Source organism: Carnimonas bestiolae (assembly GCF_051251145.1).
Taxonomy (GTDB): Bacteria; Pseudomonadota; Gammaproteobacteria; order Pseudomonadales; family Halomonadaceae; genus Carnimonas; species Carnimonas bestiolae.
This window is the reverse complement of record NZ_JBPCZK010000001.1, coordinates 385403-412037: the sequence shown is the minus strand read 5'-3', so window position 1 is coordinate 412037 and position 26635 is coordinate 385403. Positions and strand designations below refer to the sequence as shown.

The 26635-nt window shown below is 58.4% G+C and carries 24 protein-coding genes; 15 read left to right on the top strand and 9 right to left on the bottom strand.

The features are described 5' to 3' along the window. Window positions 1-37: 37 nt before the first annotated feature. On the top strand, window positions 38-1123 hold the full coding sequence (aroC, locus tag R84865_RS01905; protein WP_435638125.1) for a chorismate synthase: 1086 nt from the start codon (window positions 38-40) through the stop codon (window positions 1121-1123). 184 nt (window positions 1124-1307) lie between these two features. Here aroC and R84865_RS01900 read toward each other — a convergent pair whose 3' ends face one another. From R84865_RS01900 to R84865_RS01870, 7 genes are all read right to left on the bottom strand, one after another. After that, window positions 1308-2657 (bottom strand): NAD(P)/FAD-dependent oxidoreductase, encoded by a 1350-nt coding sequence (locus R84865_RS01900; protein ID WP_435638691.1) that lies wholly within the window; start codon window positions 2655-2657, stop codon window positions 1308-1310. A 3-nt stretch (window positions 2658-2660) separates the two neighbouring features. Next, entirely contained in the window at window positions 2661-3329 is a 669-nt protein-coding gene (locus R84865_RS01895) for a GntR family transcriptional regulator (RefSeq protein WP_435632931.1), read from the bottom strand. 24 nt (window positions 3330-3353) lie between these two features. Further along, window positions 3354-4382: an Ldh family oxidoreductase gene (locus tag R84865_RS01890; protein ID WP_435638690.1), complete on the bottom strand. Its 1029-nt coding sequence runs from the start codon at window positions 4380-4382 to the stop codon at window positions 3354-3356. A 9-nt stretch (window positions 4383-4391) separates the two neighbouring features. Next, a complete protein-coding gene (locus R84865_RS01885) occupies window positions 4392-5333 on the bottom strand; it encodes a dihydrodipicolinate synthase family protein (protein ID WP_435638689.1) in 942 nt (313 codons plus the stop codon). Between the two features lie 61 nt (window positions 5334-5394). Next, entirely contained in the window at window positions 5395-6372 is a 978-nt protein-coding gene (locus R84865_RS01880; protein ID WP_435638688.1) for a 4-hydroxyproline epimerase, read from the bottom strand. An 811-nt stretch (window positions 6373-7183) separates the two neighbouring features. Then, window positions 7184-8074, bottom strand: a complete 891-nt coding sequence (locus R84865_RS01875; RefSeq protein ID WP_435632927.1) for a nucleoside-specific channel-forming protein Tsx — start codon at window positions 8072-8074, stop codon at window positions 7184-7186. Window positions 8075-8265: 191 nt separating this feature from the next. After that, a complete protein-coding gene (locus R84865_RS01870) occupies window positions 8266-9147 on the bottom strand; it encodes a LysR family transcriptional regulator (protein ID WP_435632926.1) in 882 nt (293 codons plus the stop codon). Window positions 9148-9403: 256 nt separating this feature from the next. Here R84865_RS01870 and leuC point away from each other — a divergent pair, with 256 nt between their 5' ends. The 13 genes from leuC (at window position 9404) to R84865_RS01805 (ending at window position 23345) form a co-directional block, all read left to right on the top strand. Beyond that, the gene (gene leuC, locus R84865_RS01865) at window positions 9404-10852 is read left to right on the top strand and encodes a 3-isopropylmalate dehydratase large subunit (RefSeq protein WP_435632925.1); all 1449 of its coding nucleotides are present in this window, start codon (window positions 9404-9406) and stop codon (window positions 10850-10852) included. Window positions 10853-10871: 19 nt separating this feature from the next. After that, window positions 10872-11513, top strand: coding sequence for a 3-isopropylmalate dehydratase small subunit (gene leuD, locus R84865_RS01860; RefSeq protein ID WP_435638687.1), 642 nt, complete (start codon window positions 10872-10874; stop codon window positions 11511-11513). 39 nt (window positions 11514-11552) lie between these two features. Then, complete coding sequence (gene leuB, locus R84865_RS01855; protein ID WP_435638686.1) at window positions 11553-12629, top strand: 3-isopropylmalate dehydrogenase; 1077 nt, start codon at window positions 11553-11555, stop codon at window positions 12627-12629. Between the two features lie 154 nt (window positions 12630-12783). Further along, window positions 12784-13902, top strand: coding sequence for an aspartate-semialdehyde dehydrogenase (asd, locus tag R84865_RS01850; protein WP_435638685.1), 1119 nt, complete (start codon window positions 12784-12786; stop codon window positions 13900-13902). Window positions 13903-14090: 188 nt separating this feature from the next. Further along, window positions 14091-14618 carry an iron transporter gene (locus R84865_RS01845; protein ID WP_435638131.1) on the top strand — a complete coding sequence of 176 codons (528 nt, stop codon included), beginning with the start codon at window positions 14091-14093 and terminating at the stop codon, window positions 14616-14618. Window positions 14619-14911: 293 nt separating this feature from the next. Continuing rightward, window positions 14912-15847, top strand: coding sequence for a tRNA pseudouridine(38-40) synthase TruA (truA, locus tag R84865_RS01840; protein ID WP_435638684.1), 936 nt, complete (start codon window positions 14912-14914; stop codon window positions 15845-15847). Beyond that, a complete protein-coding gene (locus R84865_RS01835) occupies window positions 15844-16464 on the top strand; it encodes a phosphoribosylanthranilate isomerase (RefSeq protein WP_435632919.1) in 621 nt (206 codons plus the stop codon). Before truA ends, R84865_RS01835 begins: the two co-directional genes overlap by 4 nt. 236 nt (window positions 16465-16700) lie before the next feature. Continuing rightward, entirely contained in the window at window positions 16701-17621 is a 921-nt protein-coding gene (gene accD / locus R84865_RS01830; protein ID WP_435632918.1) for an acetyl-CoA carboxylase, carboxyltransferase subunit beta, read from the top strand. A gap of 35 nt (window positions 17622-17656) precedes the next feature. Beyond that, window positions 17657-18955 (top strand): bifunctional tetrahydrofolate synthase/dihydrofolate synthase, encoded by a 1299-nt coding sequence (folC, locus tag R84865_RS01825; protein ID WP_435638134.1) that lies wholly within the window; start codon window positions 17657-17659, stop codon window positions 18953-18955. 8 nt (window positions 18956-18963) lie between these two features. After that, the gene (locus R84865_RS01820) at window positions 18964-19932 is read left to right on the top strand and encodes an SPOR domain-containing protein (RefSeq protein ID WP_435638683.1); all 969 of its coding nucleotides are present in this window, start codon (window positions 18964-18966) and stop codon (window positions 19930-19932) included. Further along, window positions 19929-20483, top strand: coding sequence for a CvpA family protein (locus tag R84865_RS01815; protein WP_435632915.1), 555 nt, complete (start codon window positions 19929-19931; stop codon window positions 20481-20483). The genes R84865_RS01820 and R84865_RS01815 overlap by 4 nt, the downstream gene beginning before the upstream one ends. A 4-nt stretch (window positions 20484-20487) precedes the next feature. Then, complete coding sequence (gene purF, locus R84865_RS01810; RefSeq protein WP_435638682.1) at window positions 20488-21999, top strand: amidophosphoribosyltransferase; 1512 nt, start codon at window positions 20488-20490, stop codon at window positions 21997-21999. 149 nt (window positions 22000-22148) lie between these two features. Next, window positions 22149-23345 carry an O-succinylhomoserine sulfhydrylase gene (locus R84865_RS01805; protein WP_435638681.1) on the top strand — a complete coding sequence of 399 codons (1197 nt, stop codon included), beginning with the start codon at window positions 22149-22151 and terminating at the stop codon, window positions 23343-23345. Between the two features lie 143 nt (window positions 23346-23488). Here the strand turns inward: R84865_RS01805 and R84865_RS01800 are convergent, their stop codons facing one another. Then, entirely contained in the window at window positions 23489-24499 is a 1011-nt protein-coding gene (locus R84865_RS01800; protein WP_435632912.1) for a LysR family transcriptional regulator, read from the bottom strand. 284 nt (window positions 24500-24783) lie between these two features. Continuing rightward, window positions 24784-25974 carry an amino acid aminotransferase gene (locus tag R84865_RS01795; protein WP_435638680.1) on the bottom strand — a complete coding sequence of 397 codons (1191 nt, stop codon included), beginning with the start codon at window positions 25972-25974 and terminating at the stop codon, window positions 24784-24786. A gap of 204 nt (window positions 25975-26178) precedes the next feature. Here R84865_RS01795 and slyA point away from each other — a divergent pair, with 204 nt between their 5' ends. Beyond that, window positions 26179-26616: a transcriptional regulator SlyA gene (gene slyA, locus R84865_RS01790; protein ID WP_435638679.1), complete on the top strand. Its 438-nt coding sequence runs from the start codon at window positions 26179-26181 to the stop codon at window positions 26614-26616. The last annotated feature ends 19 nt before the right edge of the window (window positions 26617-26635 follow it).

Here is a 26635-nt window from a genome sequence, read left to right as displayed (position 1 = left end):
AGAGCGGTACTGCGCCTGAACGTTTCAGGAATTCACTATGTCAGGCAATACCTTCGGCAAGCTGTTCAGCGTGACTACGGCCGGTGAAAGCCACGGCGCTGGGCTGGTCGCGATTGTGGATGGCTGTCCTCCCGGGCTGGCGCTCAGCGAAGCCGATTTGCAGCACGATCTTGATCGCCGGCGTCCGGGCACTTCTCGCTATACCACGCAGCGGCGCGAAGGCGATCAGGTGCGTATCCTGTCGGGCGTGTTCGAGGGCGAAACCACCGGTACCCCGATTGCGCTGCTGATCGAAAATACCGATCAGCGCTCCAAGGATTACTCGGCGATCAAGGATCTGTTCCGCCCCGCGCACGCTGATTACACCTATCACCATAAGTATGGACGCCGTGACTACCGCGGCGGCGGTCGCTCCAGCGCCCGCGAGACGGCTATGCGCGTGGCAGCGGGGGCGATCGCCAAAAAGCTGCTGGCGCAGCAGGGTATCGAAGTGCGTGGCTACATGAGCCGGATGGGGCCGATCGAGCTGCCTTTCGTCAGCTGGGACGGTGTTAACGACAACCCGTTCTTCTGTGCCGATGACTCGCGCATCGAAGAACTGGAAGCCTTCATGGATCAGCTGCGTCGCGACCAGAACTCGATCGGCGCAGAAATCACGGTCGTTGCCGAAGGCGTACCGCCGGGTTGGGGCGAACCCGTGTTCGATCGCCTGGACGCTGATTTGGCTCATGCGCTGATGGGTATCAACGCGGTGAAAGGCATCGAAATCGGCGACGGCTTCAAAGCGGTTGCCCAGCATGGCACCGAGCATCGCGATGAGCTAACGCCACAAGGCTTCGCCAGCAACCATGCCGGTGGGGTGCTGGGCGGCATTTCCAGCGGCCAGCCGATCGTAGCGCGACTGGCGCTGAAGCCAACCTCATCGATTACCACTCCCGGCCATTCGATCAATACCTCAGGCGAGGCCGTTGAGGTGGTCACCAAAGGGCGCCACGACCCCTGCGTAGGTATCCGCGCGACGCCTATCGCTGAAGCAATGATGGCGCTTACGCTGGTTGACCATTGGCTGCGTCAGCGTGGCCAGAATGGCGACGTGCAGGTAGACACCCCAGTGCTGCGCTGACGGCGTAGCCCTCTGAGGCTATCTGAACGCCAAACAAAGACGGCGGCCATCAAGGCCGCCGTCTTTGTTTGCGTGAAGCGTGCTGGGGACAACGCTTGGTGCAGCGCTGTTCATGGGTGCTCCATAGCCGTTAACAATCAGGCAAAACCTCTCTGGCGGGGGCACCGAGTAAAAATCGGGCCAGCTAGATAAAGCGGGCCAACCGGTAAGGGTGCAGGTCAATAGGGCGGGAACTCCCTGCGCGGTAATGCATCGCTGTAGCGGAACCATCCGTTATCAGGCTGCTGAGGATATCTGCCGTGAGTGCCGCTTGGGTCAGGCCCAGGTGCTGGTGGCCGAACGCCAGTAACAAGCGCCCTTCGGCCAGACGGTTAATCACTGGCAGGGCATCGGGCAGCGATGGGCGAAATCCCATCCAGGGCTCGGCATCACGTGTGTCCAGAGGAGTATCGAAAAGGGCATTCCCCTGTGTTGCCAGGCCCCAGGCACGAGCCATGCGTGGCGGTCGCTTGAGGCCAGCAAATTCCACGGTTCCAGCAAGGCGCAACCCCTCCGCCATAGGGGTCATGATAAAGCTGCGTTCAAGGGAATTGACGGGCATCCGCAGCCGTCCCACTTCATGGGGAAGCATCAGATGATACCCTCGTTCGGTATCCAACGGGGGGCGTTGCCCGCTCAGTTTTTGGACCAATTCCGCTGAATGGGCTCCACATGCGATCAACACGCGCCTTGCCTTGATAGGGCCCGTGGTCGTGACAAGCTCGACGCCCTCTGCGTTCAAGCTGGCATCGGTTACCCTGCACTGGGTAAAGCGCGCTCCCAGATATTGGGCTGCCCTGGCCAGTGCCATGACGATTCGGTAGGGGTCTACCACATGAGCAGTATTCTTGAATTCAAGGCCTCCCATCAGGCGTTGGGTCAAGTGTGGTTCTCGCTCGAATAGCTCGGCTCGCGATAAGTGTTCCACTGCCACGCCCTGTTCGGCCATTCGGTTGCGTAGCGCGTCGGCCGATTTCCTGCTTTGCGGTTGTTCATACACACTTAGGTTGCCACGGCATTCCAGCAGTGCCTGTTCGCCGATGCTCGAAAGGAGTCCTTGCCAGGCTGCCAGACTATGCTCGTTAAGGGCTCTGAGAGCCCGGGTACTGTGTTGGAAAGGGCCCGGGCGCATATTGGCCAGCAGCTTGCAAAGCCACGGCGTAATACGTGGCAGATAGCGCCAGTCCAGCCGCAGTGGGCCTTTGGGGTTAACCAGCATAGCGGGAAGCTTGCGCAGAATGGCAGGGTCAGCCGGAGGGAACACCTGTTCGGTGGCAATGTGCCCTGCGTTGCCATAGGAGGCGCCCATGCCGATGGGGGCAGCATCCACCAGCTGTACCTTGAGCCCCTGTTGGGCGAAGCGCAGGGCCGCCGCACAGCCAATCACACCCGCACCCACTACCGCGATATCTGCATCCTGATGAGTGCTACCAGTGGGGGCAGCCCATGTTGGATCGCATTGGCCTAGCGTAGATGTGACCGCGGGACCCGGCATGAATCATCCCTCATCCTGTGAGTGAGGAATCGTCAGCACGCTGGCGATGCTTTCAAAGGCTTCATCGATATGGCGCTTTAATAGCGCGCAGGCAGCGTCAATGTCGCCTTTACGTACCAGCGCCAACAGCTCGTGGTGTTCTGCCACGGCCTTTTCGATCTTGCGGCTGTATAGAAGCTGCATGCGTATATAGCGGTCGGCCTGCTGGTTCAGCTGCATGATCAGGGCCAGGGTTTCGGGCTGGTTGGCGGGGGCATAAATCGAGCGGTGAAACTCCAGGTTATAGTCGCTCCAGTTGTCTATTTCGCCGCCGGAATTCAGCGCGCGGTCATAGTTGGCCAGCACCCGTTCGGACTCATTCAGGCTTTCCTCGCTGGCACGTGGGATGGCCTTGCGCAGGATGAAGCATTCAAGCAGCGAGCGCAGGGTGAAGATCTCGCGTATATGGGGCAGCGAAAGCTCTGTCACGAAGGCGCCGCGATGGGCATGGAACACCACCAGACCCTCGGCCTCGAGTGCCAGTAGCGCCTCACGTACAGGAATCCGACTGACATCGTAATCAGATGCCAGGCCATCCTGACGCAGCTGTGACCCTCCCGGGAACTCGCCGGCCAGAATACGCCTGCGTACATCGTCGGCCACGGCCTGGGCACGCGTCTTGAAGGTTGCCATGGGCATTTCCTTTACTGATGGTGGTCAGGCGTTACCGTTGGCCAGCGCCAACAATTCATCGTACAGCGGTTTGGCGACACGCAGGCCATTGGCCAGGCTGCGTTTTCGTGCCTGGTAGCGGCGTTGCGAGGGTAGGCGTGCGCCTTGCGCTGCCATTCGCTCGAAAAGGCCTTCGGCTCGCTGCATCGAGGCCTGGTAGCCGTCGCCCAGCCAGCGTTTGGGATCGAAGGCCAAAATGATTTCGCCGTGGTAGGGCAGCCCTCCAGCGCCGTCATCAAAGGCCATCGATTCATGGCTGGTCAGGTCGCCAATCAGGGGGCCCGCCAGCAGTTCTACCATGGTCGCAAGTGCCGATCCCTTGTGTCCGCCAAAGGGTTGCATGGCCCCTCCATCCAGAATAGTGGCCGGGTCGGACGTCGGGTTACCTTCTCCGTCAATGCCCCATTCTTCAGGCACGGCACGGCCTTCGCGACGGGCAAGTTCAATATCGCCACGGGCTATTGCACTGGTGGCGAAGTCAAACAAGTAAGGCGGCGTATCATCTCCGCGCGGCCAGCCAAATGCCATGGGGTTGGTGCCCAACAAGGGGGAGGTCCCACCGGCCGGGGCGACCCAGGCATGGCTCGGGGTGCAGGCAAAGGCCACCAGACCGGCCTGGGTAAGGGCCTCGATTTCTATCCAAAGTGCCGAGAAATGGACACAATGATTGATGGCCAATCCGGCAATGCCCTGGCTGCGCGCCTTTTCAACAAGAACCGGGCGACCCAGTTCATAGGCCAACTGGGAAAAGGCGCCGCCGGCATCCACGCGCACAATGGCCGGACTTTGATCGTGCAGATCGGGCTGCGCTGAGGGGCTGACCTTGCCTGCCTTCAGTGTGTGGACACAGCCCAGCAGGCGATACAGCCCATGCGAGAAACATTCATCGCGCTGACCGGCCACCACCGTGCGCGCAATGGCCTGGGCATGAGGTTCAGCGAAACCCTGACGCTTGAGCAGCCGTTCTGCCAGGGCTTGCGCCTCATCAATCGGCAGGGTAATAGCAGCATTCATGTTGCTTCCTTATGCGAGTTCCTTTGACCATCCAGCATACCAGTCACGGAACAGCTGATATTGCTGGCGGGCATAGTGACGCTGGGCCTCCGTCAGGCTGTCGGTTGCATTGAAGTGCAACCTGTATTCAGTGTCTCCATTCAGTTCCATGAGGTACTTGTAGTAAAGCACCAGGTCAGCTCCTTCATCGAAAATCGACAGCATTTTAAGTGCTTCATCCAGCTCTTTGGCCTGACGACGAGCGGTTACATCGCCACTGGCGGCCTTGAGGCACAACTCGCCCAGTTGCAAGACTTCACGCGGCAGTGCATTGCCGATACCCGTAATAGCGCCGGTCGCGCCACAGTTCACAAAGCCGTGGAAGACATTGGTGTCTACACCGACCATCAGGGTGACATCATCGTCCTGTGAGGTGATGTTCTGGGCCGCATACAACAGGTCATCGGCGCCGCCGAACTCCTTGAAACCGATCAGGTTTGGGTAGTGTTCACGCAATTCAAAGAAAAGATCCGCACGAGTCGCGAAACCATAATGGGGGCTATTGTAGATCACCGCAGGGAGGTCAGGAGCGGCCTCCAGGATGGCGGAAAAATGAGCTCGCTGAGCAGCCACCGAGGTCCCACGGGAGAGTACCCGTGGAATGACCATCAGACCGGCGGCGCCTACGGATGCTGCGTGCGCTGCATGGGAGACGGCTTCGCGGGAGTTGACTGCACCAGTGCCCACAATGGTGGGAATGCCGGCTTCCACCAGACGCGCGACCCCTTGTTGGCGCTGGGCTTCGCTTAGCAGCGGCCAGTCACCCATCGAACCGCAATAGACGACACCACTCATGCCGAGTTCCACCAACTCGCGAGCCTTTTTCACCAATGCATCGAAGTCGGGGCTACGGTCTTCCTTGCAAGGGGTCATCAATGCAGGAATGCACCCTGTAAAGATTTTCTTGTTCATTGTGTGTCCTGTTCAGTGGTTAGTAGCAGTGAGTGAAAAACGGGCAAGTCCTGTGCTTGCCTCAAGGCAGGGATATGGCCGAGGCCATCGAGTCACTGGACATGACCCAAGGCTGCTCAATGCCGAAGTCGAATGGATCACTTTCATCAATCAACAGCTCGGAATCGGCGGTCAACCAGGCACGGCCCTTGATATAGGGGGTGATACAGCCATCCTGCTGGATGAAATGCCCCTCGAAGACGCTGCCGGTAATGCTTGCCTGGTGCCAGCATTGCCCCTCCTTGAGCTTGCCATCGGCGGCCAGGCACGCCAGTTTGGCGCTGGTGCCGGTACCACAGGGAGAGCGGTCGTAAGCGCCGCCCGGGCATAGCACGAAGTTGCGGCTATCAGCGCCATCGGTGGGGGCAAAAAGTTCGATATGGTCGATAGTGCCGCCGTTTTCCCCGCTCAGCCCGCTGGCATCAATAGCGAAGCGAATGGCGGTGCAGAAGGTGGTCAGTTGGGCCACGTTATCGAAAGCAATCCGTTGGCCATGGTCACCGGTCAGGAAAAACCAGTTGCCGCCCCAGGCAATATCCCCCTTGAGCGGGCCATACCCAGGCACCTCCAGGTTAACGCCTGTGCGATAGCGGTAGGCCGGTATGTTGCACAGGGTGACCGAGCCATCGTCGTGCAATTGGCAACGGACCTGGCCTACGGGAGTATCAATCCGGTGCAGGCCCGGTTCGATAAGGCCAAGGTAGTGAAGGGTGGTAACCAGGCCGATGGTGCCGTGACCACACATTCCCAGATAACCGGTATTGTTGAAGAAAATAACCCCGCAGGTGGCATCTGCGGATTCCGGGGGGCAGTAGAGCGCGCCTACCAGCACATCGTGACCGCGCGGCTCGAGTATCACGGCACGTCGCCACTCATCCTGCTGGCGCAGCGATTCTCGCTTTTCGGCCATGGTGTGGCCTGCCAGTAGAGGAAAGCCCGACATGATGACGCGGGTGGGTTCGCCCCCGGTATGCGAATCTACGACTTTGACTTTTTTCACTACTCACGGCTCCCAGTGATGATTGTTGTGACGGGATGATTAGCAGTAGCAATGCTGGAGTTGGCTCCTGTAAGTACAGAATTTCACGGTTTTATATTTTATACAATCTTCATTTTTCAACGTGTCGCAATCGGATCGGTGACTGGCGATCAGGCATGCCTAACCTGCGGCCATTGCCGACGCTGCAGCCGTCACTCCTCCAGCGCGATCCTTGCAGGGGGTATCCCGAACACAGCGCGGCAGCAGTGGGAAGAGCATGAGCTGTATTCGACCCTGCACATCATGGCGATTTCCGTAATGGGAAGGTGACTGCTGCGAATGATGTCACGCGCATGGGCGATGCGAATCTTCAGGTAGAAACGCGCTGGTGAACATGTACGTGACGGATGAATATGCGCTCCAATTGACGCTTGGAAAGGTCTACCTAGCTGGCGATATCCTGCAGTGATAAAGGCGCTACGATGGTGGCTTATATCAGTTTAATTGCCATTGCTACGGCGCTTGGATAGCCCTGAGGCCGGTGAGCTCTCAAGGGCTGTGGGGAGGGGCGGGTATTGGCAGTCTGCTGCGGATGGTCATCCAGATGATACGACCTAAGCTGCTCGATAGGGCGAGCAACCTGTTCAGGTACTGACGATGGAGAATGACCATCTACGCCAGGCCCGCTGCATATCACCATATGGTGAAGGTGTGGGCCGTTCTTTAGCGCGTGTACCGGGCTTGTGTTAGCGAGTAACAGTGATTTTCCCCGACATGCCGCTGTTTGGGTGCCAGCGGCATCTTCGTCTGTATATCCTTCCCAGAGCGGCCGTTAGAAGCTGTACGTCACGATAAAGTATTCGCCCCAGCCGGTCGACTTGGCATCGGAGCCACCGAGATCGGCACCGGAGCGGAAGTTGCTGGCGTTATGGAAGTAGCGGCCCACCACGCTAACCGCCCAGTGCGTCCACGACAGCGACAGTACGTTGGTTGATACCCACGCCTCTGAGGTGCGCACCCCGGGATTATCCTTGTCGAGGTTGGAGCCGAAGTCGTAGTTGGTAAAGCCCACCCAGGTCAGGTCACCGTTGGCCACCTGCGTTAGCGGCACAATGTATTTCACCTGCGCACGATAGCCGTCCCAACTGTTCTCGTTACTGGCGCGATAGTTCTCGAACTGACGTCGCCCGTACAGATTGAATGACAGGTTAACCCGGCTGTGGGTGTCTATATCGGTGCCAAGCCCGATATAGAGCGTGTGCTGACGGCCGTCGCGATTATGACCGAGATCGAAGATGTCATCCGCCGCGAGGTAAAACTCCTTGAACGGGCCAATGCTCAGATCCTTGCCGGTCAGATGGTTGATCGACAGCCGCGGCTCAAGCTCCCAGAACAGCGGTGAGCCGTCATTCCAGGCGCCTTTGTCTGCGCTATTGCCAATGCCCAGAAACCTCGGCATGTCGACGTAGCCATACAAATCAAACGGCCCCTTGCGGCCCATGAATTCGTACTCGAGATAGATATCGTCGACCGGCTGAGGCCCAAAGCGGGTGTTGTGGCTGCCAATAACGTTGATATGTTGAGTGAGCCAATCCGACATGTACGGACTGGCTTCGCCTTGTGCTGGCACGCTGGCCAGTTTGTTGGTGTCGACATCCTGTTGTGCGCAGGCGAGGGATGGCAGTAGCGCGCTCAGCGATACTGCAGCAAGCAGTGATTTCATTGTCTCGATGGTCCTATTTGTTGTTGTTGGCAGGGCCGCTGTGAATCGGACTTACATAAAGGTGCGCTTGAAGGCACCGGCAGCAAGAGGATATTGCCACGTGTTGCGTTCCCGGTAGATGTGCCAAGAGGCGGTTATTCTAAAAATGCAGTGCGTTATCGCAAAGTATGCCAGCAATACGGCGGTGGTTTCTATCGACGAAGGTCACGGTGTTGATCGAGTAACGCTATCATCGCCCGGGCTGGGCGTGACAAGGTACGCTTTTGATGGTGTAGATAGCCCAGCGGTCGTTCGAGCACAGGGACATTAACCGGTAGCAGATGCAGGTTTGCATCGACCATGCGCTCGGGCAGCAGCCCCCAGCCGAGTCCTACCGTCGCTAGCATTTTCAGCGTTTCGAGGTAATTGGTCGACATCGCCACCTGCAGCGATAAATCCAGCTGAGCAAACTGATCGGCCACCAGCTGTCGCGTGAAGGTGCGGTTGGCGGGCAGCACTGCCTCATGCTCAGCCAGTTGAGCGAGGGTAACTGCAGTGTTCTGGGTCAGCGGATGATCCAATGCACACACATAACGCAGCCGATCGATCCACAGCGGCGCGCTGTTCACCGAGCTATCGGGCTGCGGTGCCAGCGTTACCACCGCTAGCTCGACGCTGCCATCCGCTACTTTCTGGTGGGCCTGTTCTGAATCGAGGAAATCCAGTTCCAAGCGTACCTTCGGATACAAAGACGCGTATTCCTTCAAGACCAGCGGCAAGCGATGCAAGCCAACGTGATGGCTGGTCGCAAGCCTCAGAGTGCCGCTAGGCTCACTCCCGACCTCTGCCACCTCCCGATTCGCCTCTTCGGTCAGCGCAATAATCTGTCGCGCCCTAGGCAGAAGTCGACGACCTGCGTCGGTTAATCGAATGGTGCGGTTAAGACGATCAAACAAGCGCTGGTTCAACAGGCCTTCAAGCACCGCAACACGTTTGCTGACAGCCGGTTGCGTCAGGTGCAGCTGATGTGCTGCTTGCGAGAAGGAGCCGAGCTCTGCAACGGCGACAAAAGCGATAAGGCTTTGGGTATCCATGGTGCTCCCAAGGGCGATATAAATTCCTATAAGGAATGAATTAAATGAAAAATATGAATTGTTTTTATCCGTGGCGCAGCGGTAATCTATGTAAGTTGCTTTAATATGGAAAAAGAAGGCATAAAGTTGCCGCGCACTGGGTAAAGGTTGAAATTAAGTGCTCTTTTTGCTCCAATAGTCGCATTCATAATGTTAAGCAGTATTCGACAGCCCCTAGCATCCGTGACGCTGAGGGCCGTTCATGAGGAGACAGGCTATGGCAGCCCAGACATTGTACGATAAGTTATGGCAAGCGCATTTGGTGAGTACCCGCGACGATGGCACGTCGCTGCTGTACATCGATCGCCAATTGCTTCACGAAGTAACCTCGCCTCAGGCGTTCGAAGGGCTGCGTCTGGCGGGGCGCAAACCATGGCGTCTGGATGCCAATTTGGCTACCGCTGATCACAATGTGCCGACAACGCCGGTGGAGCGTAGCGAAGGGGTCAACGGCATCAAGGATAATGTCTCGCGCATTCAGGTCACCACGCTGGACGATAACTGCCAAAGCTTTGGCATCGAGCTCTACTCGATCAATGACTTGCGTCAAGGCATCGTGCATGTGGTAGGCCCTGAACAAGGTGCCACCTTGCCCGGCATGACAGTTGTGTGTGGCGATTCGCACACCTCTACCCACGGTGCTTTCGCGGCGCTTTCTCACGGCATCGGTACTTCCGAGGTCGAGCACGTGATGGCCACCCAGTGTTTGCTCCAGCGCAAGATGAAAAACATGCAGGTGCGCGTTGAAGGGGAACTGGGGCGCGGCGTCACTGCGAAAGATATCGTATTGGCGGTGATTGGCAAAATCGGCACCGCAGGTGGGACTGGCTACGCCATGGAGTTTGCTGGCTCAACCATTCGCGGCCTGTCGATGGAAGGCCGCATGACCATCTGCAACATGTCGATCGAAGCAGGCGCACGCGTTGGTTTGGTAGCGGCCGACGACACCACCTTCGAGTACATCCGTCATCGTCCCTTCGCGCCCAGTGCCGAGCAGTGGGATGCCGCAGTGGCTCACTGGCGCAATTTAGTTTCCGATGAAGGTGCCCACTTCGACAAGGTAGTCGAGCTTAACGCGGCGGACATCGAACCGCAGGTGACCTGGGGCACCAGCCCCGAGATGGTCGCGGGCGTGCATGATCGCGTGCCCGATCCGGCGCAGGAAAGCGACGACACCAAACGTCGTGGTATTGAGCGCGCGCTGGAGTATATGGGTCTCGCGGCCAATCAGGCTATCACCGACATTAAGCTCGACTGCGTATTCATCGGTTCGTGCACTAACTCGCGTATTGAAGACCTGCGTGAAGCGGCCAAGGTAGCGCAGGGTCGTCGCGTTGCTTCTAGCGTCAAGCTGGCGATGGTAGTGCCGGGGTCGGGGCTGGTGAAAAAACAGGCCGAAAAGGAAGGGCTCGACCGGATTTTCAAAGAGGCAGGCTTCGAGTGGCGCGAGCCGGGCTGCTCCATGTGTTTGGCCATGAACGCCGACAAGCTGGGCGCGGGCGAACACTGTGCTTCTACCTCTAACCGTAATTTCGAAGGGCGTCAGGGCTACGGTGGCCGCACCCATTTGGTTAGCCCCGCGATGGCCGCCGCCGCTGCAATTGCCGGCCATTTCGTTGACGTGCGTGATTTCGAACACGCACCCCGTGAGGCGGTCAGCGCCTAAGCCAATTCGGAGAACGACCATGCAAAAATTTGTACGCAAGGAAGGATTGGTGGCACCGCTGGATCGCTCCAACGTTGATACCGACCTGATTATTCCCAAGCAGTTTTTGAAATCGATCAAACGCTCAGGGTTTGGCCCCAACCTGTTCGACGAACTGCGCTATCTCGACGAAGGTTACCCCGGTCAGGATTGCAGCCAGCGCCCGAAGAACTCTGATTTCGTGCTGAATCAGCCGCGCTATCAGGGGGCCAGCGTACTGCTGGCGCGCAACAACTTCGGCTGCGGTAGCTCGCGTGAGCATGCTCCCTGGGCGCTGGAAGACTTCGGCTTCAAGGTGATTATCGCGCCCAGCTTCGCCGATATTTTCTTCAATAATGCGTTCAAGAACGGCATCTTGCTGATTACCCTCGACGAAGCGACGGTCGACCGGTTATTCCAGGAAGTCGACAGCACCGAAGGCTACTGCCTTGATGTCGACCTCGACGGTCAGCAGATTAATACGCCCAGCGGCGAGCAGATTCCTTTCGAGGTCGATTCGTTTCGCAAGTACTGCCTGCAAAACGGTCTCGATGATATCGGCATCACCCTCGAGCAGGCCGACGCCATTCGCACCTTTGAAGCGCGGCACAAGGCCGAGCAGCCATGGCTGTTTCGTGCTTGATCGCCTTCCCGCTTAGATGAACCAACGAGAATCACGTTAATGAGCAAAATTCTGGTATTGCCCGGTGACGGTATCGGGCCCGAAATTACCCGCGAAGCGGTCAAGGTGATTGAAGCGCTGAAGCCGCACGGCTTCGACGTGACGCTCGAATACGGCAAGGTAGGCGGTGATGCCATCGACGCCACCGGCGAGCCACTGCCCGAGCAAACCATTGCGGCGGCCAAGGCAGCCGATGCGATACTGCTCGGTGCGGTAGGCGGCCCCAAGTGGGACAAGCTCGAAGATATTTCCAAGCGTCCCGAGAAGGGCCTGCTCGGCATTCGTAAGGCGCTTAATCTGTTCGGCAACCTGCGTCCTGCGATTCTGTATCCGCAGCTGGCGTCGGCGTCGGCGCTCAAGCCTGAAGTGGTCTCGGGGCTCGATATCATGATCGTGCGCGAATTGACCGGCGGCATCTATTTCGGGCAGCCGCGCGGTATCGAGACCCGCGATGACGGCACCCGCTACGGCTTTAACACCTACATCTACGACGAGCACGAAGTGCGGCGGATTGGCCGCGTGGCCTTCGAGATGGCGCAGAAGCGCGGCAAGAAAGTGTGTTCGGTCGATAAGGCCAACGTGCTTGAAGCCACCATTTTGTGGCGTGACGTAATGGAAGAATTGGCCGGTGAATATCCCGATGTCGAGCTCTCCCACATGTACGTCGACAACGCTGCCATGCAGCTAGTGCGCGCGCCGAAGCAGTTCGATGTTATCGTTACCGGCAATATGTTCGGTGATATCCTCTCCGACGAAGCTTCGATGCTGACCGGCTCGATTGGTATGCTGCCTTCTGCCTCGCTGAACGATAAGGGGCAGGGCATGTTCGAACCGATTCACGGCAGCGCCCCCGACATTGCCGACAAGGGCATCGCCAATCCGCTGGCGACCATATTGTCGGTGGCCATGATGCTGCGCTATACGCTGGATCAGGCGGCGTTGGCTGAGCGAATCGAATCGGCTGTCGGTAAGGTGCTCGACGCGGGCCTGCGCACTGCGGATATCGCCGCAGCCGGAGAAGCCGTGGTGTCCACCAGCGAGATGGGCGATGCGGTGGTTACCGCGCTAGCTTCGTAGCAACTAGCGGCGCCAGCGGGTGCCGTGGCAAGTATTCAAGCGCGCGTCTCGTGATGGGATGCGCGCTCGTGTATCAAGCGTCATACTGGCTGCCTTGCAGCGACATGATTAGCAGGGAAGCAACCGCTTCCCGAACAGTAGGATCGAGAACATTATGCTCAGGGTAGGATTCGTCGGTTGGCGAGGAATGGTGGGCTCCGTGCTGATGCAGCGGATGCTCGAAGAACAGGATTTTCACGGCATCGAACCGGTGTTTTTCTCCACGTCGCAGGCGGGCCAGGCGGGTCCTGATATTGGCGTAGAGGTGCCGGCACTGCAGGACGCTCACGATATTCAGGCGCTTAAATCCGTCGATGTGATTGTGACCTGCCAGGGCGGCGATTACACCAAAACCATTTATCCGGCGCTGCGCGAAGCAGGCTATAAAGGCTACTGGATTGATGCCGCCAGCACCCTGCGCATGGCAGATGACGCAGTGATTGTGCTCGATCCGGTCAATCGCGGCCTGATCGATCAGCGACTCGACGCCGGTATGACCACGTTTGCCGGTGGTAACTGCACGGTTAGCCTGGCGCTGATGGGGCTGGGTGGTCTGTTTGATGCAGGGCTGGTGGAGTGGGCGACTTCCATGACCTACCAGGCGGCCTCCGGTGCTGGTGCGCAAAACATGCGTGAGCTTTTGGTGCAGATGCGCGCGCTGGGGCAGGCCGCCAACGCTGAGCTCGATCAGCCGGCCAGTGCCATTTTGGATATTGATCGCAAGGTGACCGCCGCAATGCGCGATGGCACGCTGCCTACCGAGCGCTTCGGCGCGCCGCTGGCAGGCTCGTTGCTGCCGTGGATTGATGTCGAACTCGACAACGGTCAAAGCAAGGAAGAGTGGAAGGGCGGCGCTGAAACCAACAAGATTCTGGGTCTCGCCCCCGGCACGCTGCCGATCGACGGTACCTGCGTGCGCATTGGCGCGATGCGCTGCCATGCTCAGGCGTTTACCATCAAGCTCAAGCACGATGTGCCGCTCGATGAAATCGAAAGCCGCATCGCCGAGCACAACCAGTGGGCGCAGGTGGTGCCCAACCACAAACAGCAAACCCTTGAGCAGCTCACGCCAACGGCGGTGACCGGCACCCTCAATGTGCCGGTCGGGCGGCTGCGCAAATTGGCCATGGGCGGCGAGTATCTGTCGGCCTTCTCAGTGGGGGATCAGCTGCTGTGGGGGGCCGCCGAGCCGCTGCGCCGCATGCTGGATATTCTCAAGCAGCGCCAAGGGTAAGTAACAGCTCCCTTCATGCTGATAAAACGCCTTGCAGTGTCTGACGCTGCAAGGCGTTTTTGCGTTTGAGCAAAAGATAAGCGGTGTCCACACCACCTTCCTTTAATTGACATCGCCATGCCGATAGCCGTCTTATTAATAGCGATAATCACTCACATTCAGAGATAGACGTCATCAGCGAGGGAAACATGGCAAGAATAACGGCGGGCGTTGTGGCAGCGATCAGTGCAGTGCTGGTAAGCGGTTCGGTTCAGGCAGAAGAATTTCCGATTGGCGGACCAGTAACGCATCACCATCTACAAATCGCTTCCGCCTATCTGGAAAACATCACCACGTCTCCGATGCCGGTCTCGATGGCGATGGGCGAGAATATTGTCCATCTTGAAACCGACGTGCATGCGTTGAAGGGTAACCCTTGGGGGTATAGCGAAGGCAGCTGGGTACCTTACCTGAGTGTGGATTACGTGATCCGAAAAGAAGGCGATGACCACTATCTTGAGTTTGGTCATCTGCTGCCAATGTCGGCCGCCGATGGTCCGCATTACGCCAACTCCGTTAAGCTGGCCGGAAAAGGGCGCTATACGGTGATCTTCAAGTACAGTGCGCCAGACGACAATGGCTACCAGCGCCATGTCGATAAGGCGACCGGTATCGATCAATGGTTCTCGCCCTTTACTCAGCGCTTTACCTTCGATTATCCGCAAAAGACTCAGTAATCAGCAGACTCACGCTGGCGCGCGACCCTCCCCGCGAACGATAAGCGGATAGCGCTGCCAGTCTGCATGACGGCCGAGAGGGCGGCCAGAGGGTGGTGGGAGCCCTTCTTCCGGCTATCTTGAGCGCCGTGCAAGGCAGACTACCGCTGTTTGCTGGTCTTTTATGTGCCCCTCGCCTTAGCACCAGGAAAACATCGCGCTGGTTTGCGAAGGCTTTGCAGGTCAGCGATAATCCTCGCCTTCTTCAACGCCTTTAACGGGCGTTATGGTTGCTATCCAGTTGCGGAACCCCGATGTCGCTTTTTGCCAAGCTTGATGAACGCACGCCTCTGACCGGACGCATTGCCTTGGGCATTGAATATGAAGGCACCGCCTACTGCGGTTGGCAGCGGCTCAAGCACGCGCCTTCTGTTCAGCAAGCACTGGAAGAAGCATTAGCCAAGGTCGCGCGAGCGCCGGTTGAGCTGTCGGCAAGCGGGCGCACCGATACCGGTGTGCATGCCAGTCGTCAAATTGCTCACTTCGATGCACCGTCAGTGCGCACTCAAAAAGCCTGGGTGATGGGCGTGAATGCCAATTTGCCGCGCGATATAAGAGTGCAATGGGCGGTGCCGGTCAGCAGCGATTTCCACTCGCGTGCCAGCGCCATCGCGCGACGCTACCGCTACGTTATTTACAACGGTGCTCGAGCTCCCGCACTCGGTCGTCAGCTGCTGGCCTGGCACCGCACGCCACTGGATGCAGCGCGTATGCATCAGGCAGCGCAGGTGCTGGTTGGCGAGCACGACTTCTCAGCCTTCCGCGCAGCGCGCTGTCAGTCGAGTACGCCGTGGCGTCATCTTCATTTCATTGAGGTCGATCGCTACGGGCCGCTGGTGGTCATCGACGTTCAGGCCAATGCCTTCCTTCATCATATGATTCGTAATATTGCGGGAACGCTGATTGCCATTGGTGATCAGCGCTATCCCGTGGAATGGTGTGGCGAGCTGCTGGCGGCAGGGGTGCGTGCAGATGCGGGCGCTACCGCGCCTGCCAGCGGCCTGCATTTCGTCGATGCGCGCTACGCTGCCCGTGAAGAACTGCCGGCCATGCCGCTAGGTCCGCTAGCGTTAGCATTTCTCGGCGAATGGAGCGGTGAGCGCGAAGTGCCTATTGGTCACTACCTTGAGCAGCGCCGTGCGCGTATCGCCGAGCAATTGGCGCAAGCGCAGCAGGAGGGGCAGGCGTGAGAACCAGAATAAAATTCTGTGGGCTAACCCGAGAGCAGGATATCGAGGCCGCAGTGGCAGCAGGTGCCGATGCACTGGGCTTCGTACTGTGGTCGGGAAGCAAGCGGGCGGTCGGCCTTGAACGGCTGGCCGAGTTGGTGAAATGCGTGCCGCCCTTTGTGACGCGGGTTGGGCTTTGCGTCGATGCCTCGCCGTCGTTCATCGAACAGGCCGCTCCCCACCTCGATCTATTGCAACTGCATGGCAACGAATCTCCGGAAGCGTGCCAGCAGGTGCCGCTGCCGTGGATCAAAGCGCTGCGCATGGCCAGCGATATCGATCTCGAGCGAGAAAGTCAGCGTTTCCAGAGCGCCCAAGGACTGCTGCTGGATGCCTGGCATCCGGCGCTGCCGGGAGGCACCGGTGAGCGTTTCGACTGGCAGCGAATTCCCGAGTGGTTGGCGCCACGCATTATCCTGGCGGGCGGGCTTGATAGCACTAATGTCGCCAGCGCCATTCAGCAGGTCGCGCCCTATGCGGTCGATGTGTCAGGCGGTATCGAAAGCGCTCCGGGCATCAAGGATGCTCAGCGTATGCGCGACTTCGCGGCGGCGGTTAATGCAGCCGACCAATTATGATAGTGGTTGGGCACTACCACTTTACCCCGTGTCACCGTTACAATGCGTGGCACGCGCTGCGCTCTATTTCCAATCGCAGTGTGGTGCACTGAGCGCTGCTCAACACCATCGCACATTAGCCTTTGCGCGCTATACCAGCGTGCTGGCTACGGGAATAGCAAGGTAAGGCTAGCGCCCATTTTTTGTCAGTGCTTCGCTTGAGCGAAGCCTCAATGTATCAAGGATATCCAGAGTTCATGAGCTGGCTGGACAAAATTGTACCGTCGATGGGCCGCACGCGTCAGGCCGACCGGCGTCAGAGCATTCCCAACGGGCTGTGGACCAAGTGTCCCAAGTGTGAAGCAGTGCTTTACCTTCCCGAACTCAAACACCACCAGAATGTGTGCCCCAAATGCGATCACCATTTGCGCATGGGCGCGCGTGCGCGGTTGGACTGGTTCTTCGACGAAGAGGGCCGCAGCGAGCTGCTGGAAGACTTGAAACCGATCGATCGGCTGAAGTTCAAGGACTCCAAGCGCTACAAGGATCGTCTGGCAGCTGCCCAGAAAAGCACCGGTGAAAACGACGCGCTGATCGCCATGCAGGGCACGCTCAACGGGCTCGACGTAGTGGCAGTGGCGTTTGAGTTCAGCTTTATGGGTGGCTCGATGGGCTCAGTGGTGGGTGAGAAGTTCGCACGTGCCGCCGAGCTTGCGCTAGAGAAACGCATCCCGCTGGTATGTTTCGCGGCCAGCGGTGGCGCACGTATGCAGGAAGCGCTGTTCTCGCTGATGCAAATGGCGAAAACCTCTGCCGCGCTTGAGCGCATGAAAAACGCCGGCGTGCCCTATATTTCAGTGCTGACTGATCCCGTGTTCGGCGGAGTTTCGGCGTCGCTGGCAATGCTCGGCGATCTTAACATCGCAGAACCCAACGCCCTGATTGGCTTTGCCGGACCTCGCGTTATCGAGCAAACCGTACGCGAGAAGCTCCCGGAAGGTTTCCAGCGCAGTGAGTTCCTGCTGGAACACGGCACGGTTGACATGATTGTGCACCGCAACGAATTGCGCGAAACGCTGGGTCGCGTGCTGCGCAAACTGCAGCATCAGCCGGTTGCCCCCGCCATTCAGCCCGCAGAACCTGCGGCTCAGGACTGGCCCGACGCTCCGGATGCGTGATCACACTGACGGTGGTATGGCGATAGGGCAGCAGCATGACAGATAGCAGCGCATCGCTTGATCAATGGCTCGAACGCCTGATGCACCAGCATCATGCGGCTATTGATCTAGGGCTTGAGCGCGTCGCGGAAGTGGCGCGTCGGCTCGGCTTGCTCGATCAACCGCTGGCCCCGCGCGTTATCAGCGTTGCGGGAACCAACGGCAAAGGTTCTACCGTTGCCATGATCGACGCCTGTGCGCAGGCCTGTGGTCTCAGTTCGGTCTGTTATACCTCACCCCATTTGCTGCGCTACAACGAGCGGGTGCGCGTCAATGGCCTCGAAGCCTCCGATGCCGAGCTGGTGGCCGCCTTCGAACGTATTGAGCGTGCGCGGCTGGCCGAACCCGCCGTTAGCCTTAGCTATTTCGAGACAGGCACGCTGGCAGCAGCACTGATTATTCGCCAGCAGTCGCCTGATATCGCGATACTGGAAGTAGGGCTCGGCGGTCGTCTGGATGCGGTGAACATCTTTGATGCCGACGTCGCCGTCGTTACGACCATCGCGCTCGATCATGCCGACTATCTGGGCACCGATATTTCCGTTATTGGCCGCGAGAAGGCCGGTATCATGCGTGCGGGTGGCGCGGCAGTGCTGGGCAGTCGTACGCTGCCCGATAGCGTTGCCGAATACGCCGAGCAGCTTGGTGTGCGGGTAGTTGCGGCGCTCGGCACCACCTTCGATTATCATACAAGCAGCGGCCAATTCGATTGGCACGGGATTGCTGCCAAGGGCCAGCCGCTTCGTCTTGAACAGTTGGCACAACCGCAGTTGCCGCTCGATAATGCCGCCAGTGCCTTGCAGGCGCTGGTGCTTGCGGGCATCGAGCCAGATCAAGCGCAGGTTAGCCAGGCCTTTGAAGCTCTAACGCTGGCAGGCAGAATGCAGCGAATTGGCCGTTGGTGCCTCGATGTCGCGCATAATCCCCATGCCGCTGGCTGGGTGGCGCGCAAGCTTGCCAACGGGCCAGTACCGCAAGGGCGCATCGCGCTGCTGGCAATGCTTGGCGACAAGGACGCGAATTCGGTAGTGTCTGAGCTTGCGCCAGTGATAGATGGCTGGGTCTGTGCCACCATTGAGGGGGATCGCGGGCGTAGCGCGGCAAGTCTGGCCGAGCGAGTGATTGCAGGGGGAGGCCAAGTGATGTTCGAAGCGCACAGCGTTGCGGATGCCTTGGTATGGATTGATAAAAATGAAGCGCTGGCCGACTGGGAAGTGCTGGTGTGTGGCTCCTTCGTGACCGTTGCGGCGGCACTGGAGTGGCTGAACAAGCGCAGTCAAGGAGTAGACGGATGAGAAACGGAATGAAAGAACGGATCATTGGTGGTGCGATTCTCGTCGCCTTGGCGATTATCGTCGTGCCAATGTTTTTCGGTGGCTCCGGTAAGAAGGATAGTTCCGGTCAGGCGCCGAACATGACCATCAATGAAGAACAGATTGATGTGCCGGACGATCAGCAGCAGGCCAACAACGGTGAAGCCAGCGAAGGCGGCGAAGGCCAGCAGCAGGGCGAAGGCTCTGATGTTTCCCAGTACAGCCAGCTGCTGCCCGGCAGTGAAGGTCCCAAAGACATTCATCCCGACGCTCAGGCTTCGGTGAATCAGGCCCAGCAAGGCAGCGACAGCAATAACGCTGCTGGCAGCGACGAACGTAGCGATGAAGGCAGCAATGCCGATCAGCAGTCGCACCAGATGGAGCCGTCCCAGCCGGTCCACGAAAGCACCGCTCAGCAGCACACTCAGCCTGCTCCAGCTCCGCACCGCCCCGAGCATCGCGAGCCTTCCAAGCCGCAGCCCGCTCAGCCTGCACCGTCGAAGCCTGCGCCTTCCAAGCCGGCTCCCAAACCGCAGCAGGCTAGCAGTAATACTGGTCATTCGACTGCCAGCAACAGCCAGCCGAAGAGCGCTCCGCAGAAAAGCAGCAGCGGCTCAATGGCATCTTCCGATCCGATTCTGGCCGCAGCCAATCGTTATGACTCCAACGGCAGCAGCGCCTCTAGCGCGTCGTCCAGCGCCAGCGCTTCAGGTGCTTCCGCCAGCGGTCGCTGGTCGGTACAGGCTGGCAGCTTCGGTAATGCGGCCAATGCCAACAATCTCGTCAAGCGCTTGAAAGGGCTCGGCTTCAACGCTTACCAGATCTCGCGTGGTGCCAATAAAGTGGTATTGGTGGGTCCGTATAACAGCTCAGGTGCTGGTGAGAGCGCGCGTACCCAACTGCAGCAGAAAGCCAACATCAACGGCTTCGTTGTGCACAGCGGTGGTAACGCTGGATGATCTTTACATGGCTTGATTGGGGCTTCGTCGCCATTCTCGCCATGTGCGTACTGATGGGAATCGTACGCGGACTTATTCGCGAAGGCCTCGGGTTAGTAGTGTGGATTGTTGCACTGCTGGTAGCCCGGGCCTTTTGCGTTGAAACCGGCGCGCTATTAACCGACTACATCGAGAATCCATTGCTACGCACGGTAGTGGGTTTTGTGATAGTGGCGTTTGGTGTCATCGTCGCCGGCGGTTTGTGCATGCGCTTTCTCAATGCAGTGGTGTCGTGGGTGGGCATGGGCAGTTTTAACCGCGTGCTGGGCGGCCTGTTTGGTGCTGCCAAAGGAGCGGCGATCGTTGCGTTGATCGGAGTGCTGATTCCGCTGACTCCGGTCGCTGAAACACCTGCCTGGCAGCAGGCGGCGCTCAAACCGACGGTATCGCTCTTGCAGCACGAAATTGCGCTGCGCTATCAACAATTGAAACAAGGTCAGTCCGCTGACCAACCGGGACTACCGGATGAAGTCGAGTCACTCGACAACTTCTCCCAAACAGTGAGGAATTAACGCGATGTGCGGTATTGTAGGCGTGGTGGCTAACTCTCGAGTCAACCAGGTATTGTACGACGCCCTGACAGTGCTCCAGCACCGTGGGCAGGATGCCGCCGGCATGGTGACTCTGGACGAAGGTCACTTTCTACTGCGCAAGGGTAACGGGCTGGTGCGCGACGTTATTCGCACTCGCCACATGAAGCGGTTGAGCGGTAACGTTGGCATTGGTCACGTGCGTTACCCGACCGCAGGGTCGGCTTCGGAAGCCGAATCCCAGCCGTTTTACGTCAACTCGCCGCACGGCATCGCGCTGGTGCATAACGGCAACCTCACTAACTGTGCTGAGTTGAAGGAAGAGCTGTTCCGTACCGATCTGCGCCATATCAACACCACCTCTGATTCAGAAGTGCTGGTCAACATTCTTGCGCACGAGTTGGGCAAGGAGGGGCACGGGCTGTCGGCCGAGAACGTGTTTTCCGCCATCAGTCGGGTTTACCAGCGCTGCCGCGGTGGCTATGCCGGATTAGCCATCATCAACAATATGGGGATGGTGGCGTTCCGCGATCCCAACGGTATTCGTCCGGTGGTGTTTGGCAAGCGCGACACCCCTGATGGCCCCGAGTACATGATCGCCTCTGAGTCCGTGGCGCTAGACGTGGCAGGCTTCGAGCTGATTCGCGATGTAGGGCCGGGCGAAGCGGTGTTCATCGACGAGCAGCGGCAGCTGCACACTCGCCAGTGCATCGAGCTGAAAGCCTTCACGCCGTGTATTTTCGAATACGTATATCTGGCGCGCCCCGACTCCATTATCGATGGCGCCAGCGTGTATCGCACTCGCATGCGTATGGGCACCAAGCTGGCCGAGCGCGTGAAGCACGAGTGGCCCGATCACGATATCGACGTCGTCATTCCGATTCCTGATACCAGCCGTACCGCTGCGCTAGAGATGGCGCAAGCGCTGGGGGTGACCTATCGCGAGGGCTTTATCAAGAATCGCTATATTGGCCGCACCTTCATCATGCCCGGCCAGACCATGCGCAAGAAGTCGGTACGCCAGAAGCTCAACACCGCCGATACCGAATTCGAAGGCAAGAACGTGCTGCTGGTGGACGATTCCATCGTGCGGGGGACTACCTGCAACGAGATTATTCAGATGGCGCGCGAGGCCGGTGCCAAGAAGGTCTATTTTGCGTCGGCCGCGCCTGCGGTGCGTTATCCCAACGTGTACGGCATCGATATGCCGGTAGCCATGGAATTGATTGGTCACGGCCGCACCGAGCAGGAAATTGGTGATCTGATTGGCGCCGATCGTCTTATCTATCAGCAGCTCGATGATCTCAAGGATGCCTGTCGCGAAGTCAATCCTGAGCTCGGTGAGTTCGACTGTTCGGTATTCGACGGTCGCTACGTCACCGGCGATATCAACGCCGAATATCTGGCTGATCTCGAACTCTCGCGCAGCGATTCGGCCAAGCGCCAGCGCAACGACGGCGCGGTGCTTGAGTTGCAAAATGAAAGCGATGAAGAGTAGCGTTAGGCTACTTCTCTCACTCGTTAATCGTGTCGCGTGGTGATGGCGCCAATAGGCCGAGCAGCCGCTTATAAAAACATCATGGCGCGCACGTCGTTTTACTTTCGAGACCGCTTTTCAAGCGGTCTCTTGTCGCAAGGAGATCAGGCATGGGTATTCAGTTTCCAGAGGACGAAGAGTTTTCCTTCGCCACGCTAGGGGTGCGTGGTGGTCAGCGCCGCACCAACGAACAAGAGCACGGCGAGCCGATCTTCACCACCTCCAGCTTTGTCTACGATAGCGCTGCCGAAGCAGCCGCCAAGTTTGCAGGCAATGAAGCGGGCAATGTTTACTCGCGTTTTTCCAATCCCACCATCCAAACCTTCGAACGACGGCTGGCGGCGCTTGAAGGCGGCAAAAGGGCGGTCGCAATGGGCTCTGGCATGGGGGCCATTCTGACCATGGGGTTGGCGCTGTTGAAGCAGGGCGACGAAATCGTTGCGTCGCGCTCCCTGTTTGGCTCTACCGTTAGCCTGTTCAACAAGCATTTTTCCAAAATCGGTATCAAGGTGCGCTACGTCACGCTGTCCGATCTCGACGAATGGGAAAATGCCATTTCGGCGGATACCAAGCTGTTCTTCGCTGAAACACCTTCCAATCCGCTGTCAGAGCTTGTCGATATCGCCAAGCTGGCCGACATCGCTCATCGCCACGGTATCAAGCTGGTAATCGACAACTGCTTCTGCACCCCGGCACTGCAACAGCCGCTGAAGCTTGGCGCTGATTTGGTGGTGCACTCGGCAACCAAGTTCATCGATGGTCAAGGGCGTGCCGTTGGCGGTGCTATCGTCGGCAATGACGATGCCGACATGGATGAAGTGCTCGGCGTCGTACGTACCTGCGGCACCAGCATCAGCCCCTTCAACGCGTGGGTGTTCCTCAAGGGGCTGGAAACGCTCAAACTGCGTATGCGCGCTCATTGTGACAACGCGCTGGCGCTGGCGCGCTGGCTTGAGCAGCAGCCGCAGGTCGAGAAGGTCTACTTCGGTGGTCTTGAAAGCCATCCGCAGCACGAACTGGCCAAGCGTCAGCAGTCAGGCTTTGGCGCCGTGCTGGGGTTCGTGGTGAAGGGCGGGCAGCAGGGCGCCTGGCAAGTGATCGATGCTACTCGCGTAGTATCGATTACCGGCAATTTGGGCGATACCAAAACGACCATTACTCACGTGGCCACCACCACTCATGGCAAGCTGTCGGAAGAAGAGCGCGCTGCGGCCAATATCGCACCGGGCTTGATTCGTGTGGCGGTGGGCCTGGAAGATATCGAGGATCTCAAGCAGGATCTGGCGCGCGGACTCGCTACCTTGTAACAGCGCCTTTGCGCGATATCTGCAATAACAACGACGGCCGTTCCATAACAGAACGGCCGCCGTTGTTGTGTGCTCTTCCCGCTGAGATACCGGCAATATCAGGCGATACTGTGACGCAGGGCCGGAAGGTGGAAGGCCGGTAGCTACAGCGGCGAATGGTCGCCGGGGCTAATCGGCAGATCGAAAACCGAGGGCGCTTGCCCCTCCACAAATCCGTACATATTCTCGAAGCCGGTAATCTTGCGCTCCCACACCGGCGTGTCGCTGCCCACCACCTTCTGCAAGCAGGTAATGAAGCCACGGGTTTTCTGGGCCAGAAACTGGCGATGTGGATACACCATATGGATTGCCGGACGCGCCGTTAGCTTCAGCTGTGGCAGCAGTGGTACCAGACGCCCCGCAGCGATGTCTTCGCCAACGCTGAAGGCGGGCATCAGCGCGAAGCACAGGCCATCGAGCACGGCGCCGAGCAGTAGCTCGGGGTCGTTGGCCCGATAGCGCGAGGTCAGGGTCGCTTTCTCGACCACCCCATGATCATTGAAGTATTCGATGTGGTCTTGGGTAAGCCCTTCACGGCTATAGATAACCGCAGGCATCGCCAGCAGCTCGGTCAGCGTGGAAGGGGTGCCATGGCGCTCAATAAACGTAGGCGCAGCTACCAGCAGGGTGCGGTTACGCGCCAAGGGGCGCGCGATCAGCGTTGAATCACGCGGCTGGGAAATGCGGATGGCGAGATCGTAACCGCCGCCAATCAGATCCACGATGTTGTCTTCAAGGCGCAAATCCACGCGCACCTTCGGATAGAGTTGCAGGTATTCGCGCAGCACCTGCGGCAGTACGTGATGGCCGAAGTTGCTGGGCACGGATAGCTTGAGCGTGCCGCGCGGCTCTTTCTGACTCACCTGTGCGACTTCTTCTACCGCTTCGAGTGCTTCGCGCATTCTGAGCGCGTGCGGATAGATGGATTGCCCAATGCCGGTCAGCGATACGCTACGCGTCGAGCGATTGAACAGCCGCACGCTTAGTTCTTCTTCGAGCTGACCAATTTGTTTTGAGATCACTGAACGGTTGACGTTGCGATGGTCTGCTGCTGCCGTGAAGCTGCCCGCATCGACGACATCGGCAAACAGTAGCAGGCGTGCTGCCTTGTCCATGAAGACTTCCTTGATAAGTCGAGCGAGTTGTTAGCATACCAGTGCGCTGGCTGCATGAGCGAGAATAGCGGTAATTCGCGCCCAATATCCATCAAGTGGCGGCACTTGCCATCGATTGGGCGGTGCCCATTTGTTCGCGACCACGCGTGGAGACACAAAAAGGCCGAGTCCGCTACAGCGCCGAACTCAGCCTTTTCCAAGCATTTGCCTGGTCGCAGTTATTCATTCTGCCCTAACGCCAGCGTAGCGTGATGCTAGCCGCACTGGCATCGCGGTGCCTGTGCCTAGCGGCACACCTCGGCAAACGCCTTGGCAACGTAATCGAGGCAGTCGCTGGACAGACCGGCCACGTTGGCACGTCCTGAACCGACCATGTAAATGCCGAACTCCTTGCGCAGACGCTCGACCTGCTCGGGACTCAAACCGGTGTACGAGAACATGCCGCGCTGTTCACGGATAAACGCGAAGCGTTCCTTGAGGCCGTAAGGTTCGAGGGCATCGACAAAGGCGTTGCGCAGATCGGCAATGCGCTTGCACATTGCTTCAACTTCGCCTTTCCACTGTTCGGTCAGCGAGGCGTCGTTGAGAATTTCAGCGACCACCGCACCGCCGTGCGCGGGCGGGTTGGAGTAGTTTTCGCGTGCCACGATGGCGGCCTGAGAGCGCACATTTTCCATCTGCTCATGATCGCGCGCCACTAGAATAAAGCAGCCGGTGCGCTCGCGGTAAATGCCAAAGTTCTTCGAGCATGAGCTGGTGATGATGACTTCGTCGAGCGATTCCGCCAGCAAGCGCGCACCGTAGGCGTCTTCGTCGAGGCCATCGCCGAAGCCCTGATAGGCGAAGTCGACCAGTGGTAGCAGCTGACGCCGTTTGATCAACTCCAGCACCTGCTGCCACTGCTGTTTGTCGAGATCGAAACCGCTAGGGTTGTGGCAGCAGGCGTGCAGTAGCACAACATCGCCCTGAGGCGCCTTTTCAAGCGCGGCCAGCATGCCGTCGAAATCGAGACGGTTGTTTTTATCAACGTAAGGATAGTGATGGATATCGAGATCAGCGGCGTCGAAGATGCCTAAATGGTTGGGCCAAGTGGGGGTGGATACCCAGATGCCGCGCTTGCCCAGGTTGGTGCGAATGAAGTCGGCTGCCAGACGCAGTGCGCCGGTGCCGCCCGGTGACTGTGTAGCGCTGGCGCGCTGGTTGGCAAGTACTGGCGAAGTCTCGCCGAGCACCAGTTTGAGGACGGCATTGGTATAGCGGGGGTCGCCATGGGAGCCAATGTACGATTTGGTGGTTTCGCTCTCCAAAAGGCGCTTTTCTGCCGCCTTGACGCTATCGAGGATGGGAGTTTGGCCTTGTTTATCGCGGTACACCCCGACGCCCAGGTCAACCTTGTTGGGGTTGGTATCATTATTGAACGCGTCGATAAGACCTAGAATGGCGTCTCCCGGAACTCGTGCGATTCCCTCAAACATGATGTGTGTCGAAACCTCGTGGTGGTGGCCAGCGCATGTCGCGCAAGGACTGCGCGGATGCAAGAAAAAGTACCGCTACTATGCCACCCTGCGCAATTTTGTGCCACTCAGTGCGCCTGTCATCGACCTTATCCGTTGGTCTCGAAACCACCTTCATTTTTTGTTAATCTAATATTTACTTAGCAAAGTAAATATTGGTGACCCATGCTTGATTCCAACTTCTCACCCGATGCGCCTCTCGGGCTCCAATTGGCCAGTGCCTCGCGCCGCTGGCGCAGTAACCTTGACGAACGCATGCAGCCGTTGGGGCTTACTCAGTCGCGCTGGGAAGTGTTGATGCAAATTGAGCGTTTGGGGGAGGGCGTTATTCAGTCGGTGCTGGCATCGGCGCTCGGCATCGAAATGCCTTCGCTGTCGCGCTCGCTGGATCAGTTGGAAGCCAACGGGCTAGTTGAGCGGCGCTGCAGTGAGTCGGATAAACGGGCGCGAGCGGTGCACTTTACCGCCGCCGGCCGCGCGCTTCAGATCAAGGCCGATGCGGTGCGTCAGCAGGTGGTGAAAGAAACGCTAGAAGGCATTACCGAAGCAGAGCTGGCCGAATTCATTCGCGTGCTGCAGAAACTGTCGCACAACCTGATGTGATAAAGATGCGCTGCCCACC